General features: G+C 70.5%; 14 protein-coding genes and 1 other RNA gene. 1 reads left to right on the plus strand and 14 read right to left on the minus strand.

Translation table 11 applies throughout. The features are described 5' to 3' along the window. From ppdK to VMR86_03295, 14 genes are all read right to left on the minus strand, one after another. Positions 1-2517 (minus strand): pyruvate, phosphate dikinase (gene ppdK, locus VMR86_03230; protein HTO06045.1); only part of this gene is annotated, 2517 nt, incomplete at its 3' end. 38 nt (positions 2518-2555) lie between these two features. Next, a complete protein-coding gene (gene recO, locus VMR86_03235) occupies positions 2556-3413 on the minus strand; it encodes a DNA repair protein RecO (GenBank protein ID HTO06046.1) in 858 nt (285 codons plus the stop codon). A gap of 9 nt (positions 3414-3422) precedes the next feature. After that, complete coding sequence (locus tag VMR86_03240) at positions 3423-3911, minus strand: helix-turn-helix domain-containing protein (GenBank protein ID HTO06047.1); 489 nt, start codon at positions 3909-3911, stop codon at positions 3423-3425. Continuing rightward, positions 3869-4648, minus strand: coding sequence for a tetratricopeptide repeat protein (locus tag VMR86_03245; protein HTO06048.1), 780 nt, complete (start codon positions 4646-4648; stop codon positions 3869-3871). Before VMR86_03245 ends, VMR86_03240 begins: the two co-directional genes overlap by 43 nt. A 17-nt stretch (positions 4649-4665) precedes the next feature. Further along, a complete protein-coding gene (locus VMR86_03250; GenBank protein ID HTO06049.1) occupies positions 4666-5358 on the minus strand; it encodes a hypothetical protein in 693 nt (230 codons plus the stop codon). 140 nt (positions 5359-5498) lie between these two features. Continuing rightward, positions 5499-6398, minus strand: a complete 900-nt coding sequence (locus VMR86_03255) for a PfkB family carbohydrate kinase (GenBank protein ID HTO06050.1) — start codon at positions 6396-6398, stop codon at positions 5499-5501. Further along, complete coding sequence (gene sucD, locus VMR86_03260; protein HTO06051.1) at positions 6399-7277, minus strand: succinate--CoA ligase subunit alpha; 879 nt, start codon at positions 7275-7277, stop codon at positions 6399-6401. After that, on the minus strand, positions 7274-8431 hold the full coding sequence (gene sucC / locus VMR86_03265; protein HTO06052.1) for an ADP-forming succinate--CoA ligase subunit beta: 1158 nt from the start codon (positions 8429-8431) through the stop codon (positions 7274-7276). The genes sucD and sucC overlap by 4 nt, the downstream gene beginning before the upstream one ends. A gap of 10 nt (positions 8432-8441) precedes the next feature. Further along, positions 8442-9371 carry a malate dehydrogenase gene (gene mdh / locus VMR86_03270; GenBank protein ID HTO06053.1) on the minus strand — a complete coding sequence of 310 codons (930 nt, stop codon included), beginning with the start codon at positions 9369-9371 and terminating at the stop codon, positions 8442-8444. Positions 9372-9375: 4 nt separating this feature from the next. Continuing rightward, positions 9376-10623, minus strand: coding sequence for an NADP-dependent isocitrate dehydrogenase (icd, locus tag VMR86_03275; protein HTO06054.1), 1248 nt, complete (start codon positions 10621-10623; stop codon positions 9376-9378). Positions 10624-10659: 36 nt separating this feature from the next. After that, a complete protein-coding gene (gene thrH, locus VMR86_03280) occupies positions 10660-11283 on the minus strand; it encodes a bifunctional phosphoserine phosphatase/homoserine phosphotransferase ThrH (protein ID HTO06055.1) in 624 nt (207 codons plus the stop codon). After that, complete coding sequence (locus VMR86_03285) at positions 11280-12608, minus strand: amidohydrolase family protein (protein HTO06056.1); 1329 nt, start codon at positions 12606-12608, stop codon at positions 11280-11282. The genes thrH and VMR86_03285 overlap by 4 nt, the downstream gene beginning before the upstream one ends. An 8-nt stretch (positions 12609-12616) precedes the next feature. Further along, entirely contained in the window at positions 12617-14194 is a 1578-nt protein-coding gene (locus VMR86_03290; protein ID HTO06057.1) for an AMP-binding protein, read from the minus strand. A 10-nt stretch (positions 14195-14204) separates the two neighbouring features. Beyond that, positions 14205-15389: a sorbosone dehydrogenase family protein gene (locus VMR86_03295; GenBank protein ID HTO06058.1), complete on the minus strand. Its 1185-nt coding sequence runs from the start codon at positions 15387-15389 to the stop codon at positions 14205-14207. Between the two features lie 41 nt (positions 15390-15430). On the opposite strand from VMR86_03295, the gene rnpB reads away from it, so the two are divergent. Then, positions 15431-15710, plus strand: an RNA gene (rnpB, locus tag VMR86_03300) — RNase P RNA component class A; the annotation flags it as partial.

Raw genomic sequence — 15710 nt, forward strand, 5'->3', positions numbered from 1 at the left:
CAGCGCTCCCACGCCGCCCTTGTCGAGCGTGACGAACGGATCGTCATCCATGAGCTGGCGCTGGACGTAGGCCGGCAGGAACCGGCCCGAGTCGTCGCGCGAGAGCGCGAGCGTCATCTGGGTCAGGTCGTTCGTGCCGAAAGAGAAGAACTCGGCGACCTCGGCCAGCCGGTCGGCCACGATCGCCGCGCGCGGCACCTCGATCATCGTCCCCACGTGGTAACGGACGGTCTTGCCGCGCTCTTTCATCACGGCCTTCGCGGTGCGGTCGACCAGATCGCGCAGCAGCCGCAGCTCGCGCGCGCCCTGGACCAGCGGCAGCATGATCTCGGGGTGAGTCTTCACCGCGCGCTCCGCGCAGACACAGGCGGCCTCGACGATCGCGCGCACCTGCATCTCGTAGATCTCGGGGTAGGTGACTGCCAGCCGCGAGCCGCGGTGACCGAGCATGGGGTTGAACTCGCGCAGGCCCTCGACCTTGCGGCGCAGCTCGAGCTCGGGCACGCCCAGGTCGCGCGCCAGGTTCGACATCTCCTCGCCGGTGTGCGGCAGGAACTCGTGCAGCGGCGGGTCGAGCAGGCGGATCGTGACTGGCCGCCCGGCCATGGCGGTGAAGATCCCGACGAAGTCCTCGCGCTGCATGGGCAGGATCGGCACCAGTGCCGCGGCGCGCTCGTCGGCGGTCTCGGAGAGGATCATGCGGCGCACGGCCAAGATGCGCTCCGCCTGGAAGAACATGTGCTCGGTGCGGCACAGCCCGACGCCCTCGGCGCCGAAGCGCACGGCCACCTCGGCGTCGGTCGGAGTGTCGGCGTTCGCGCGCACGCGCAAGCGGCGCACCTGGTCGGCCCACTTCATCAGTGTCTGGAAGTCCTTGGACAGCTCGGGCTCGACGGTGCGCACGCGGCCCTTGAACACGTTGCCGGTCGAGCCGTCGAGCGTGATCACGTCGCGCTCGGTGAGCTCTACACCGCCCAGTGTCGCGCGTCGGCGCTCGAAGTCGATCGACAGCGCGGAGCAGCCCGCCACGCAGCATTTACCCATCCCGCGCGCCACGACCGCGGCGTGCGAGGTCATGCCGCCCAGCGCCGTGAGGATGCCCTGCGCGGCGTGCATGCCGTGGATGTCTTCCGGTGAGGTCTCGCGCCGCACGAGCACCACTTCTTCGCCCCCCTCGGCGGCGCTCTCGGCGTCCTCGGCGGTGAACACGATGCGCCCGACCGCCGCACCCGGCGAGGCCGGCAGGCCCTGGCCGATCGGCGGGGGCGCGGCCTTGGCGTCGAGCGTGGGGTGCAGCAGCTGATCGAGTGTCTCGGGCACGACGCGCTCGAGCGCGGTCTTGCGGTCGATCCGGCCCTCGCGCGCCATGTCGACGGCGATCTTCACCGCGGCGCGCGCGGTGCGCTTGCCGTTGCGCGTCTGCAGCATCCACAGCCGGCCGCGCTGGATGGTGAACTCGAGGTCCTGCATGTCGGCGTAGTGTCTCTCGAGCAGCTGGGCCGTGCGCAGGAGCTCGCGGTAGCTCTTGGGCATGAGCTCCTCGAGCGAGGGCAGCGCGCCGTGCGTGCGGTCCTTCTTGCCGATCGGCTGCGGCGTGCGGATGCCCGCGACCACGTCCTCGCCCTGCGCGCGCGGCAGGAACTCACCGAAGAAGCGGCGCTCGCCCGTCGACGGGTCGCGCGTGAACGCCACGCCGGTCGCGGAGTCGTCGCCCAGGTTCCCGTAGACCATGGCCTGCACGTTCACAGCCGTGCCCCATTCCGACGGGATGTTGTTCAGCTTGCGGTAGGTCTCGGCGCGCGGCGTGTTCCAGGAAAGAAAAACCGCGGCGATGGCGCCGCGGAGCTGTTCGTGGGGATCGTCGGGGAAGTCCTTGCCGGTCGCCTCCTCGACCACGCGCTTGTAGCTCGCGACGAGCCCCTCGAGGTCGTCGGCGCCGAGCTCGGTGTCGAGCTTCACGCGCTTCTCGCGCTTGAGCTGGTCGAGCCGGTCTTCGAACAGCTCGTGTTTCACGCCCAGCACCACGTCGCCGTACATGTGGATGAAGCGGCGGTAGGTGTCGTAGGCGAAGCGGCGGTCGCCGCTCTCCTCGATCAGGCCCTGCACGGTCTGATCGTTGAGGCCCAGGTTGAGGACCGTGTCCATCATGCCGGGCATCGAGGCCCGGGCGCCCGAGCGCACCGAGACCAGCAGCGGGCGCTCGCGCGAGCCGAACTTTCCGCCCATGGCGCGCTCGACCTTGGCGAGGTTCGCGCGCACCTCGGCGTCGAGCCCGGACGGGAGCTTGCGGCCGAGCGCGTTGAACTCGGTGCACACGTCGGTGGAGATCGTGAAGCCGGCCGGCACGGGCACGCCGAGGCGAGTCATCTCGGCGAGGTTCGCGCCCTTCCCGCCCAGCAAGTTCTTCTGACTGGCGTTGCCGTCGGCCCGACCGGCGCCGAAGAAGTACGCCCGGCGGCGCGAGCGAGGTGACTTCGCGGGCGCGCGCTTCGCCGAGGTCGCTTTACGCTTGGCCAAGCTCGTGGCCTCCTAGCTCGTCTTGGAGGGGCGCGGATTCAGACATGTGGAGGTTCGATGCGCGCCGTCGGGTGGGGGTCGGACGGGGGCGCAGTATCCTCGCGGCCCGAGTCTGCGTCAACCGAAGCGCCGTGCGCACCTGCGTCGGCGAAGACGCCGCGCAGAAAGGCCTCGGAGCGCAGCTCGAAGCCCACGTGGAAGCGGAAGAAACGCTCGACCAGGCGCCCGGCGAGCGGCAGCTCGCGCTCGCCCAGCCCGATCTCGGCCCGCGAGCGCAACGGCTGACGCAGGCCCGCTTCGAGCGCCCGCAGGAGCCGCGCCGCGATGCGCGCGTCGTCGGGGCCGCAGCAGGCGCGACACACCGCGCCGCCGTGCGCCGGGATGAAGCCCACCCGGCCCTCGGCCGGCAGGTCCGCAGCGCACAGCGCGCAGCGCACGAGCTGGGGCCGGTAGCCGAGCCGGGCCAGGGTCTTGGCCAGCACGAGCAGCGCGAGCAGCGCGTCGGGTGTCTCCGTGTCGAGCACCTCGAGCACCCCACACGCGAAGTGGAACAGCTCCGGCTGCGCCTCGCGGTCGGGCGTGGCGCGGTTCAGGAGCTCGAGGAACTGACATGCGATCGCGAAGCGGCCCAGCTGGGCAGGAATGCCCTCGAACGCGCGCACCAGCTTGGCGCCCTCGAGCCGCGCGAGCGCGGCACGCGGCGGATCGACCAGCCGCACGTCGACCAGCGACAGGATCTCGAGCGTGCCCGGGAAGCGGCGCTTCGAGCGGCGCGCGCCCTTGGCGATGGCCGAGATGCGCCCCAGCGCCTCGCTGTACAGGTGCACCACGCGGTCCGACTCGCCCTGGTCGAACGTGCGCAGCACGAGCGCGCGTGTCCGATGCTCGGCCGGCATGTCACTAGCCTACTCGTGGCGGAGCAGCTGGTCGACGTAGTCCGGCTTGTAGACCGGGTGCGCGGGCGCGGAGGCGCTCGACGATGTGCTCGAAAGCCACAGGCCCAAGAGCCACACGCCCAGCGCCAGCACGAGCGCCAGGCCGGCCGTGCGGCCGACCCGGCCGAGCACGAGCGGCAGGTTGGAGAAGCTGGGCCGCCGCCGCGGCCGCGCGGGCGCAGCCGTGCCGAGCTGGGCCGCGGCCTCGTCGGGGTCCGCGCCGATCGCGTGCGCCAGCGCGCGGGCGGTGGCGCGGCCCACGGCGTCGGTCTCGAGCGCGGCGTTCTCCTCGATCTCGCGCACGCGTTCGGGCGAGAGCTTGGTGCGCGCGGCCACGTAGAAGAGCGAGATACCCCGCAGCTCGCGCTGCCGGCGATACCAGGCGCCGAACGAGCCCGCGGCCGCTTGCGCGCCCGCTACTGCAGCACCTTCAGATAGTCGCTCGACTTCTGCGCCCACTCGCTCTGGCCCCCGCGTTCCACCGCGGCCCGCAGCGACTCCACCGCTCGCGGCCGCTGATCCAGGCGCACGTAGGCTTGCGCCATCCGGAACCTCGCCTCGGCCTCCGCCCCGCCGTACACCAGCGCGGGCCGGTCCGCGACGATCTTCACACACTCATCGAAATGCTGGACGGCCTCGACCAGCTTCCCCTGGTCGTACAGCACGATGCCCAGATCGAGGTGCGCGGTGTAGTTCGTGCGATCGATCTTGAGCGCGCGCTGCAGGTCCGAAACCGCCTGATCGAGGTCGCCGGATTTGTAGTGAGCCCAGCCCAGGTTGACAAGAGCGCGCGCCGGCCGGATGAAGGTCGGGTCGTCGATCAGCCTCTGGAACTCGGCCGCGGCGTCGGCCCAACGCTCCTGCTGCAGGTGAGTCACTCCCAGCGCCAGCCGCGCCTCCTGGTGGGCGGGGTCGAGCCGCAGCGCCTCGCGCAGCTCGTGCTCGGTCTCGGCCAGCATGCCCTTGCGCCGGTAGGCCTCCGCCAGCCCGAAGTGAGTGTCTGCGTCCTTCGGGTTGAGCGTGAGCGCCTTGCGGTACTCGCCGATGGCCGCTTCGGGCTCGTTCTGGCTCAGCTTCGTGGTCGCGAGGTCGCGATGCTGGTCGGCGAGCAGCAGCTCGCGGTCGGTCGGTTTGGCACAGCCCGCCGCGACGGCGAGCGCGACGAAGCTCACGACGAGCGCTTTCGAGTTCCTCATGGTTCCCCTCCAGTGACTCAAAAAAATGCCAACAGGCGTGCGATCTGTTCCATGCGGCGCGCGTCGGCGCCGCCGCGTCGGACCAGCGAGATCCTGCCCAGCACGGCGCTGCCCTGCGGCTGCGCCATCAGGCTGGTGTCGGCCTCCGGGTCGGCACCCGGTGAGTCGACCACGTCGGCCTCGGACATCTCGATCTCGGGAATCGGAGGGGGTGCCGGGATCGAGAGCTCGTCGGGTCCGATGTCGAGGCCCGCGGGCATGGGCACGGCCGGCGGCTCGGGAATGGCGAGCTCCGCGGTGTCTCCACCGGCGGCGGAGGCGTCGGCGGCCGCGGGCTTGCGCAGCTTGCGCAGCTTGTTCCAGCGCTGCATGCGCGACTCACGCTCGACCTCCGACAGGTCGGAGAAGACCGGGGCGTCCATCACGAAGCCCAGTGTCTCGGCGAACGCGATCGCCTCCTCGGTCGCTGCCGCCAGCGCCTCGGTCGAAGTGATCGCGCCCTCGGTCACGTAGCGCTCGATGCGCGCGGGCTCCACGTCGCGCACCAGGATCGCGACATACCCCTTTCGGCCGTTCCAGACCGCCGCGAGCGCCGCGACTGACTCGACGGCGTCACTCACGTCGTCGCGCGTGACTTTGGCCTCCGAGAAGGACAGCGCGCGCACCAGGTCCGCGCGCAACGCGGTCGGGCCGTCGGACTTCGAGAACATGTCCGGCCTATCGGGAGAGAAACCGCCGCTCTTTATGCTCTACCTGCACGCCCCGGATGGGGGTCCGTGCAAGCGCAGCGCGCAGTGAGGCGAAGCCGAGCGAAGGTCGCAGGCCGCGGCCGCCCGCGGCCGTACACGACTCAGAACGCCGTCAGGCGGCGGAACTGTTCGAAGCGGGCGTCGACCTCGGCACGGGTCAGGTCGCGCAGGCGGTCCAGGCTGAAGCGCTCGACGCAGAACGAGGCGAGCACGGACCCGTAGATCATCGCGCGGCGCAGGGAGTCGGTGGTGACCTCGCCGTGACTCGCGAGCGCGCCCATCAGCCCGCCGGCGAAAGCGTCGCCGGCGCCGGTCGGGTCGCGCACCTCGCGCAGCGGGAAGGCGGGCGCGGCGAACACGCCCTCGTCGTCGAACAGGAGCGCGCCGTGCTCGCCGCGCTTCACGATCACCACGCGCGGGCCCATCTGGCGGATCGCGTCTGCCGCGAGCACCAGATTCGACTGGCCCGTGAGCTGGCGCGCCTCTTCGTCGTTGATCACCAGCCCCTTCACGAGCGAGAGCGTCTGCGCGAGCTCGGCGCGCGCGCCCTCGATCCAGAAGTTCATGGTGTCCATGGCGGAGAAGCGCGGCGAGCGTGTCTGCTCGAGCACGTCCTTCTGCAGCGTGGGCTGGATGTTGGCCAGGAACACCCACTCGGAGTCGCGGTAGGCGGGCGGGAGCTTGGGCCGAAAGTCGGCGAACACGCCGAGCTCGGTGAACAGCGTGTCGCGCTCGTTCAGCGAGGCGCGGTAGCGGCCGCCCCAGCGGAAGGTGCGGCCCGGCACGCGCTCCAGGCCCGCCAGATCGAGACCCTTGCTGGCCAGGAAGCGCACGTGCTCCTCGGGGAAGTCGTCGCCCACGACCGCCACCACGCGCACGGGCACGAAGTAGCTGGCGGCCACGCCGAAGTACGAGGCCGCGCCGCCCAGCACCGACTTCACCGCGCCCGCGGGCGCCTCGATGTCGTCGAGCGCGACCGATCCGACGACCAGGAGGCTCATTCAGCGCACGTTCGGCGCGGCCTGCGCGAGTGTCTCGCCGATCAACGCCGGCGACGCGGCCACCGGGATGCCCGCCTTCTCGAGCGCCTTGCGCTTGCCGTCGGCCGTGCCCTTCCCGCCCGAGATGATCGCGCCGGCGTGACCCATGCGCTTGCCCGACGGCGCCGTGGCGCCCGCGATGAACGCCGCCACCGGCTTGTTCATCTCGGAGGCCACGTACTCCGCGGCCTCTTCCTCGGCGCTGCCGCCGATCTCGCCGATCATGACCACGGCCTTGGTCGCCTTGTCGGCCTGGAACAGCTTCAGCGTGTCGACGAAGCTCGTGCCGGGGATCGGGTCTCCGCCGATGCCGACGCAGGTCGTCTGGCCGATGCCCAGTCGCGAGAGCTGGTGCACCGCTTCATAAGTCAGCGTGCCCGAGCGCGACACCACGCCCACCGAGCCGGCCTTGAAGATCGAGTACGGCGCGATCCCGATGCGGACCTTCAGGCCCGGATCGAGCAAGCCCGGGCAGTTCGGGCCGATCAGCCGCCCGCTCCAGCCGCGCAGCGCCGCGCGCACGCGCAGCATGTCGCGCACCGGCACGCCTTCGGTGATGGCGCAGACCAGCGAGATACCGGCGTCCGCCGCCTCGAGAATGGCGTCGGCGGCGCCCGGGGCGGGCACGAACACGACCGAGGCGTTCGCGCCCGTCTCCTTCACCGCCTCGCGCACCGTGTCGAACACCGGCAGGCCGCCGGCCTCGCTGCCGCCGCGGCCGGGAGTCACTCCGCCCACGACCTTCGTGCCGAACTCGAGCGAGAGAGCCGCGTGGAGCTGGCCGGTCTTGCCCATGCCCTGGACCAGGACCTTCGTGTCGGAAGTCACCAGGATGCTCATGCCGCCACCGCGCGGACGATCTTCTCGCCCGCGTCCTTCATGCCGTCGGCCGGAGTGATTCCCAAGCCCGAGCCGGCCAGCATCTGCCGGCCCTTCTCGGCGTTCGTGCCATCGAGCCGCACGACCAGCGGCACCTTCACGCCCACCGACTTGGCGGCGGAGATGATGCCTTCCGCGACCCGGTCGCAGAGCACGATCCCGCCGAAGATGTTCACCAGGATCCCCTTCACGTTCTTGTCCGCGAGGATCAGGCGGAAGGCGTGCGCCACGCGCTCGGCGTCGGCGCCTCCGCCCAGGTCGAGGAAGTTCGCGGGCTTGCCGCCGGCGTACTGGATGATGTCCATGGTGGCCATGGCCAGGCCCGCGCCGTTGACCATGCAGCCGATGTTGCCGTCGAGCGAGACCCAGTTCAGGTCGTATTTCGCGGCCTCGGCCTCGCGCGGATCCTCCTCGTCGGGGTCGCGCAGCGCGGCCAGGTCCTTGTGCCGGTAGAGGGCGTTGTCGTCGAAGTTGAGCTTGCAGTCGAGCGGGATCACCGAGTCACCCGAGATCACGAGCGGGTTCACCTCGGCCAGCGACACGTCCTTCTCCATGAACAGCCGGTACAGGTTGCGCACGAGTGACACGAACGAGTCGTTGCGCTTGCCGGTGAGTCCCAGCCGCTTGCCGAGCTGGCGCGACTGGAAGTCGCACACGCCGACCAGCGGGTCGACCTGCACGGAGAGGATCTTCTCGGGCGTGGCGTGCGCGACCTCCTCGATGTCCATGCCGCCGGCGGTCGAGCCCAGGATGGCCACGTTCTGCGTGGCGCGGTCGACCAGGAGCGCGAGATACAGCTCGCCCTCGATCTTCGAGCCCGCCTCCACGTACAGCCGGCGCACGACCTTGCCCTCGGCGCCGGTCTGCTTGGTGACCAGCCGCATGCCGATCATCTCTTCGGCGGTCTGGCGCGCCTGCTCGGGCGTCTTCACCACCTTGATGCCGCCGGCCTTGCCGCGGCCGCCGGCGTGGACCTGCGCCTTCACCACCACCACGCCGCCGATGTCGCGCGCGGCCTGCTCGGCCTCGGCCGCGGTCGTGACCAGCCGGCCCGGCGGGACCTCGATCCCGAACTCGCGCAGCAGCGCCTTCGCCTGGTACTCGTGGACGTTCATCGCGCGCCCCTCAGAGCTTCGCCGCGGCGACGAGTGACTTCACGGCCTCGGCGCTCTTGTCGAGCAGCGCCTTCTCGTCGCGGTCGAGCTCGAGCTCGAGCACGCGCTCGACGCCGCCCGAGCCGATCACCACCGGCACGCCGAAGTACATGCCCTTGTGACCGTACTGGCCGTCGAGATACGCGGCGCAGGGCAGGACGCGCTTCTGGTCGAACAGCACCGCCTCGGCCATCTCGATCGAGGCCTCGGCGGGAGACACGAAGGCCGAACCGGTCTTGAGCAGCGCCACGACCTCGCCGCCCGCGTCCTGCGTGCGCTTCGAGATCTTGGCGATCGTGGCGTCGTCCACGAGCTTGCGCAGCGGCACGCCGCCCACGCTGCAGTATCTCGGCAGCGGGACCATGGTGTCGCCGTGGCCGCCCAGCACGACCGCGTGCACGTCGCGCACCGAGACGCCCAGGTGCTGGGCCACGAAGAAGCGGAAGCGCGAGGAGTCGAGCACGCCGGCCTGGCCGAACACGCGCTTGTGCGGGAAGCCCGTGAGCTGCTGCATGGCCAGCACCATCACGTCGAGCGGGTTCGAGACCACGATCACGACCGCGTTGGGCGAGTGCTGCTGGATGCCGGCGGCGACGGTCTTGATGATGCCCAGGTTCACGCTCAACAGGTCGTCGCGGCTCATGCCCGGCTTGCGCGGCACGCCGGCGGTCACGATGTAGAGGTCGGAGCCGGCGGTGTCCTTGTAGTCGTTCGTGCCGGTCACCGAGACGTCGCTGCCCCAGCCCGAGAGCGCGTGGCAGATGTCGAGCGCCTTGCCCTGCGGCACGCCCTCGACCACGTCGAACAGCACCACGTCGGCGATGCGGCGCTGCGCGATCAGGGCGGCCTGCACGCCGCCGATCTGACCCGCGCCGATCAGCGAGATCTTCGGTCGCTTCACGGAGTCACTCCATGTTCTCGATGATGGCGTCGCCGAACTCCGAGCACCGGAGCAGCGTGGCGCCTTCCATCAGGCGGTGGAAATCGTAAGTCACGCGCTTCTGCGCGATCGCGCGCGAGATGCCGCGGTCGATCATGCGCGCGGCCTCGCCCCAGCCCAGGTGGTCGAGCATCATCACGCCCGACAGGATGACCGAGCTCGGGTTCACCTTGTCCTGGTCGGCGTACTTGGGCGCGGTGCCGTGCGTGGCCTCGAAGATGCCGTGGCCGGTCTTGTAGTTGATGTTCGCGCCCGGCGCGATGCCGATGCCGCCGACCTGCGCGGCCAGCGCGTCGCTGAGATAGTCGCCGTTCAGGTTCATGGTCGCGATCACGTCGAACTCGTCGGGGCGAGTGAGCACCTGCTGCAGCGTGATGTCGGCGATCGAGTCCTTGACCAGGACCTGGCCGTCGGGCGGCTTGCCGCCGCAGTCGTCCCAGCCGATCGCGCGCCCCTGGTACTCCTTCTTGACCAGCTTGTAGCCCCAGTCGCGGAACGCGCCCTCGGTGTACTTCATGATGTTGCCCTTGTGCACCAGAGTCACCGACTTGCGCTTGTGCTCGATGGCGTAGTCGAGCGCCGCGCGCACGAGTCTCTCGGTGCCCTGGCGACTCACGGGCTTGATGCCGATGCCGGAGGTCGCGGGGAAGCGGATCGTCTTCACCTTCATCTGCTTCTGCAGGAACGCGATGACTTTCTTGGCCTCGGGCGAGCCGGCCTTCCACTCGATGCCCGCGTAGATGTCCTCGGTGTTCTCGCGGAAGATCACCATGTCGACCAGCTGCGGCTGGCGCACGGGGCTGGGCACGCCCTCGTACCAGCGCACCGGGCGCAGACACACGTACAGATCGAGGATCTGGCGCAGCGCGACGTTCAGGCTGCGGATGCCGCCGCCGATCGGCGTGGTCAGCGGCCCCTTGATGCCCACGAGACACTTGCGGAACGTGTCGACCGTCTCGTCGGGCAGCCAGTTCTTGGTGGCCTTGAAGGCCTTCTCACCGGCCAGCACCTCGTACCAGGCGATCTTGCGCTTGCCGTGAAACGCCTTCGCGACCGCGGCGTCGAACACGCGCACCGACGCCTTCCAGATGTCGCGCCCGGTGCCATCACCTTCCACGTAGGCGATGGTCGGGTTGTCGGGGACCTCGAGCGTGCCGTCGCGACGCTTGCGAATGAGTGAGCCGGTCATGCGCACGAGCGCGGCATCGGCCATCAGGGGGTTCCTCCTCGGCGCGGCGCAGTATAGGGGCTAGCTCTTCGCGCTCGCAATGCGAGCGGCGGCTTGCTCGAACGCGCGCTGCAGCTGGACGAAATTCCGCGCGACGGGCAGCTGGGGGAACTCGGCGGCCACGTGGTCGGGCGGACGGAACAGGATGCCGGCGTCGGCCGCGAGCAGCATGCTCGTGTCGTTGTAGCTGTCACCGGCGGCGATCACGCGAAAGCGCAGGTCGTGCAGGCGCTCGACCGACGCGCGCTTCTGGTCCGGCAGACGCAGCCGGTAGCTCGCGATGCGGCCCGACGGCTCGATCTCGAGGTCGTGCGCGAACAGAGTCGGCCAGCCGAGCTTGCGCATGAGCGGCCGCGCGAACTGGTAGAAGGTGTCGGACAGGATCAGCACCTGGTAGTGCCCGCGCAGCCAGGTCAGGAACTCGAGCGCGCCCTCCAGCGGCTCGAGGCCCGCGATGACTGCCTCGATCTCGCGGATGCCGAGCTTGTGGCGGTCGAGGATCTCGAGCCGGCCGCGCATCAGCTTGTCGTAGTCGGGCTCGTCGCGCGTGGTGCGGCGCAGCTCGGCGATGCCCGTGCGGTCGGCGACGTTGATCCAGATCTCGGGGACCAGCACGCCCTCCAGGTCGAGACACGCGACGATCACCGCTCCGCTCCCGGGTCGCGGCGCTCGACGTCGCCGGCGCGCATCACGAACACCACGCGCTGCAGCTCGAGGATGTCGACCAGCGGGTTGCGCCGGGTGGCGATCAGGTCGGCGCGCTTGCCCGGCTCGAGTGACCCGATCTCGCTCTCCAGCCCGAGCACGATGGCCGCGCTCTTGGTGGCGGCCTCGATCGCCGCGGCGGGAGTCATTCCGGCTTCCACCATGTACTGGAACTCACGCGCGTTCTCGCCGTGCGGATACACGCCCGCGTCGGTGCCGAAGGCGATCTTCACCCCGCCGGCGAGCGCGCGCCGCAGGGCGTCCTGGATGTGCGGGCCGACGGCGCGCGCCTTCTCGGCGACCGCGGGCGGGAAGAAGCCCGGCTGCTTGGCGCGCTCGGCCACGGTCTTGCCCGCGATGACCGTGGGCACGTACCAGGCGCCGGTCTTCTTGAACAGCTCGATCGACTCCGCGTCGAGGAACGTGCCGTGCTCGATCGTGTCGACGCCCGCGCGCAGCGCTGCGTTCACGCCCTTTGCGCCGTGCGCGTGCGCGGCGACCTTGCGCCCCAGCATGTGCGCCGTGCTCACGATCTCCTGCAGCTCGTCGTCCTTGAACTGCTGGTCGGTGCCGGAGGCCACGGTGTCGAGCACGCCGCCGGTCGCGTGCACCTTGATCCAGTCGGCGCCGAGCTTCACCTGCGCGCGCACCGCCGCGCGCGCGGCGTAGGGCCCGTCGGCCACTCCCTGATAGGGACCGGGCGCGTCGAACAGGTCCTCGCGGTAGCCGCTCGTGCGGTCGCCGTGCCCGCCGGTGATGGTGAGCGGGTTGCCCGCCACGAACATGCGCGGGCCGGGCACGAAGCCGTTCGCGATCGCGTCGCGCAGCGCGAACACTGCCGAGCTGCCGCCCAGGTCACGCACCGTGGTGAAGCCCGCGTCGAGCGTGCGCTTGGCGTACATGGCGGCGCGCAGGGCGACCTCGGCCTCGTCCTCGGTGACTCGCCGCAGCCGAACGTCGGAGGTGTATTCGGCGGTGAGATGCACGTGCAGGTCGACCAGGCCCGGCAGACAGAACTTGTCGCGCAGGTCGATCACTTCCGACGCGCCGCTCTTGCCCGACATGACCTGTTCGACCGGAGTGAAGCCGCTCAGCACGTCGCGGATCTGTCCGTCGTGCACGACCAGCGTGGTCTCGCCGCGCGGCGCCTGGCCGGGCACGGCCAGCGCGGAGCCGCACTGCACCAGCGTCCACTTCTCGGGCGGCGGCGAGGCCGCGTGCGCCACGGCGGCCAGCGCCACGAACAGAGTCAGCCACCGCTTCATGCGCCCCTTCAGATCTGGCGGCCGAGCGCTTGCCAGTAGCGGTCGCGGATCGCGCGGCGCTGCACCTTGCCGGCCTCGCTGCGCGGCAGGTTCGGGTCGAAGTCGATCGAGCGCGGACACTTGTAGTGCGCCAGCCGTGCGCGGCAGTGCTCGAGCAGCTCGCGCGCCAGCGAGTCACTCGGGTCCCAGCCTTCCGCGGTCTGCACCACCGCCTTCACCTCTTCGCCGAACTCCTCGTTGGGCACGCCCACGGCCGCCGCGTCGCGCACCGCGGGGTGCATGAGCAGCACCGCGTCGATCTCGGCCGGGTAGATGTTCACGCCGCCCGAGATGATGAGCTCGGCCGTGCGGCCCGTGAGAAACACGTAGCCGTCGTCGTCCTGGTAGCCCATGTCGCGCATGGTGAACCAGTCGCCGTCGTAGGAAGAGGCGGTCTTCTGCGTGTCCTTCCAGTACTCGAAGCGGCCCTTGGCGGGCGCGCGGAACCAGATCGTGCCGACCTGGCCGCGAGTCACCGGCTTGCCGCCGTCGTCGCGGATCTCGAGCGTGCCCGTGTCGGCGGGCCGGCCCACGCTGCCCGGCTTCTTCAGCCACTCGTCGGCGAAGATGAAGGTCCCGCCGCCCTCGGTGGCCGCGTAGTACTCGTGCAGGATCGGACCGAGCCAGTCGATCATCGCCTTCTTCACGTGCACGGGCGTCGGCGCCGCGCCGTGCAGCACCGTGCGCAGCGAGGACAGGTCGTACTTGGCGCGCACGTCTTCGGGCAGACCCAAGAGGCGGTGGAACATGGTCGCGACCATGTGCGTGTGGGTGACTCGCTCGCGCTCGATCGTGCGCAGCGTCTCCTCGGCGTCGAACTTGTCCATCAGCACCACGCCCACGCCGGCCATGAGTCCGCCCACGAGATTGAACGCGAGCGGCGCCGCGTGATACAGCGGACCGACGCACAGGTTGCGGTCGCTGGCGGGGCGGTAGCCGTTGGCCTGCCCGGTGAGTCGCGCCACGCCGGTGGGCGCGGGCGTCTCGCGCCGGTGCACGCCCTTGGGCCGTCCGGTGGTGCCCGAGGTGTAGAGCATGGTGCCGCCCAGCACGGGATCCGGCAGGTCGGTGGCGGACTCGCGGGCCAGCGCGGCGTCGAATGACTCGAAGCCCGGGATCTCGCCGCCGATCGCGAGCCGCACCTCGGCCTTCGGGCACGCCGCCGCCGCCTCCCGGGCCACCGCGGCGAAGCGCACGTCGGCCAGGAACGCCTTGGCTTCGCAGTTCTCGACCACGTAGGCGGCTTCGTCGAGCTGCAGGTGCCAGTTCAGCGGAGTGAGTCGCAGGCCGGCGCGCACCGCGGCCGCCCAGGCGACCGCGAACTCGGGCCGGTTCGAGCACAAGAGCGCGAGCGAGTCACCGCGCCCCAGGCCGCGCGCGCGCAACGCGCGGGCGAGCTGGTTGGCCTTCGCGTTCAGCTCCCCGTAAGTCAGGTCGCCGGCGGGCGAGAGGATCGCGAGGCGGTCGGGCGCTTCGTGCGCGTGCAGGGCGATCGTCATCCCCGCCGCGCGCAGCCGTTCCGCCTCCGCAGGCTCGATCGCGCTCATCGGCGCGATTCTACTCCGCCCCGCGGTACTGGACCCGGTAGACCGCCCCGGCGAAGTCGTCCGACACGTAGAGCGCCCCGTCCGGGCCGTCGAGCACGTCGACCGGACGCCCGACCACGTCTTCGTTCAGCTCGAAGCCGGTCAGGAAGTCGGACTCGGCGATCGAGCCGTCGGGCTTCCACTCCAGGAGGACCACCTTGTAGCCGCTCTTCTTGCTGCGGTTCCAGGAGCCGTGGAGCGCCACGAAGGCCTGCCCGCGGTAGCGCTCCGGGAAGGCGGTGCCGCGGTAGAAGCGCATGCCGAGCGGCGCCACGTGGGCCCCGAACTCGTGCGCCGGGGGCACCGCGCTGGCCGCCTGGTCGCCGCCCTGCGTGCCGAAGTCGGGGTCGGGCACGTTGTGGCCATAGCGGTAGGGCCAGCCGTAGAACTTGCCGGGCTGGATCTCGTTCAGCTCGCAGGGCGGGATGTCGTCGCCGAGTAAGTCGCGGCCGTTGTCGGTCGCGTAGAGCGCGCCGTCGGCGGGCCGCCAGTCGAAGCCGACCGAGTTGCGCAGGCCGGTGGCGTACGTCTCGTAGCCGCTGCCGTCGGGCTTGAAGCGCGCGATCGTCGCGCGGCGCGGCTCGGTCTCGAGACACACGTTGCAGGTCGAGCCCATCGAGACGTACATCCAGCCGTCGGGGCCGAGCCGGATGGTCTTGGTCCAGTGATTCCCGCCCGTGGGCAGGCCGGCGAGCACGGTCTCGACCTGGCCCGTGACTGCGCCCTTCGCGGCGTCGAAGCGCACGCGCTTCACGGCGCCGGTCTCGGCGATGTACAGCCAGTCGCCCACGAACTCGAGCCCGTGCGGCGCGTCCAGGCCAGTCACGAGCTTCTTCACCGAGTCGGCGCGCCCGTCGCCGTTCGCGTCGCGCGCGAGGATGAACACGGCCTTCTCGCGCGGCGAGCTCACCAGCAAGTCACCCGCCGTGGTGAAGCGCAGGAAGCGCGCGTTCGGGATCCCCTCGGCGTAGACGCCGAAGCCGAAGCCGGCCGGCAGCTTCATGCGCTTCTCGAGCTCGCTCCTGGGCGGCGGCGTGGCGCCGAAGAAGATGCCGCGGATCGGCGCGTTCACGGCGAAGCGCTGCGGCAGGAAGAGCTGACAGGCCCCGAATCCGACCACGACCAACAGGGCGATGGCGAGCAGCGCGCGGCGCATGGGTGTCCTCCGTGACGGGGCGAAACTATACTTCGGCGGCTGGAGGTGGACGGAGGATCGCTGCTTCGCTTCGGCGGAGGAGAGGAAAGTCCGGGCTCCACAGGGCAGGGAGGTGGCTAACGGCCACCGAGGGCAACCTCAGGGAAAGTGCAACAGAAATCACACCGCCCACCCCGCGGTTCGCCGCGGGCGGCAAGGGTGAAATCGTGAGGTAAGAGCTCACGCGCCGTCCGGGTGACCGGCGGCGAGGCAAACCCCTCCCGGAGCAAGCTCGAATAGGAACGGCGTCGAGAGTGGCCCGCTCGACTCACGAAAGTGACA

Source organism: Myxococcota bacterium (assembly GCA_035498015.1).
Classification (GTDB): domain Bacteria; phylum Myxococcota_A; class UBA9160; order SZUA-336; family SZUA-336; genus VGRW01.

Bases quoted from the DNA above. Each gene is read 5' to 3' on its own strand.
- VMR86_03250 (HTO06049.1), bottom strand. From the start codon at position 5,358: ATGTTCTCGAAGTCCGACGGCCCGACCGCGTTGCGCGCGGACCTGGTG.
- sucC (HTO06052.1), bottom strand. From the start codon at position 8,431: ATGAACGTCCACGAGTACCAGGCGAAGGCGCTGCTGCGCGAGTTCGGG.
- VMR86_03285 (HTO06056.1), bottom strand. From the start codon at position 12,608: ATGAAGCGGTGGCTGACTCTGTTCGTGGCGCTGGCCGCCGTGGCGCAC.
- sucD (HTO06051.1), bottom strand. From the start codon at position 7,277: ATGAGCATCCTGGTGACTTCCGACACGAAGGTCCTGGTCCAGGGCATG.
- recO (HTO06046.1), bottom strand. From the start codon at position 3,413: ATGCCGGCCGAGCATCGGACACGCGCGCTCGTGCTGCGCACGTTCGAC.
- VMR86_03255 (HTO06050.1), bottom strand. From the start codon at position 6,398: ATGAGCCTCCTGGTCGTCGGATCGGTCGCGCTCGACGACATCGAGGCG.
- VMR86_03245 (HTO06048.1), bottom strand. From the start codon at position 4,648: ATGAGGAACTCGAAAGCGCTCGTCGTGAGCTTCGTCGCGCTCGCCGTC.
- VMR86_03290 (HTO06057.1), bottom strand. From the start codon at position 14,194: ATGAGCGCGATCGAGCCTGCGGAGGCGGAACGGCTGCGCGCGGCGGGG.
- icd (HTO06054.1), bottom strand. From the start codon at position 10,623: ATGGCCGATGCCGCGCTCGTGCGCATGACCGGCTCACTCATTCGCAAG.
- VMR86_03295 (HTO06058.1), bottom strand. From the start codon at position 15,389: ATGCGCCGCGCGCTGCTCGCCATCGCCCTGTTGGTCGTGGTCGGATTC.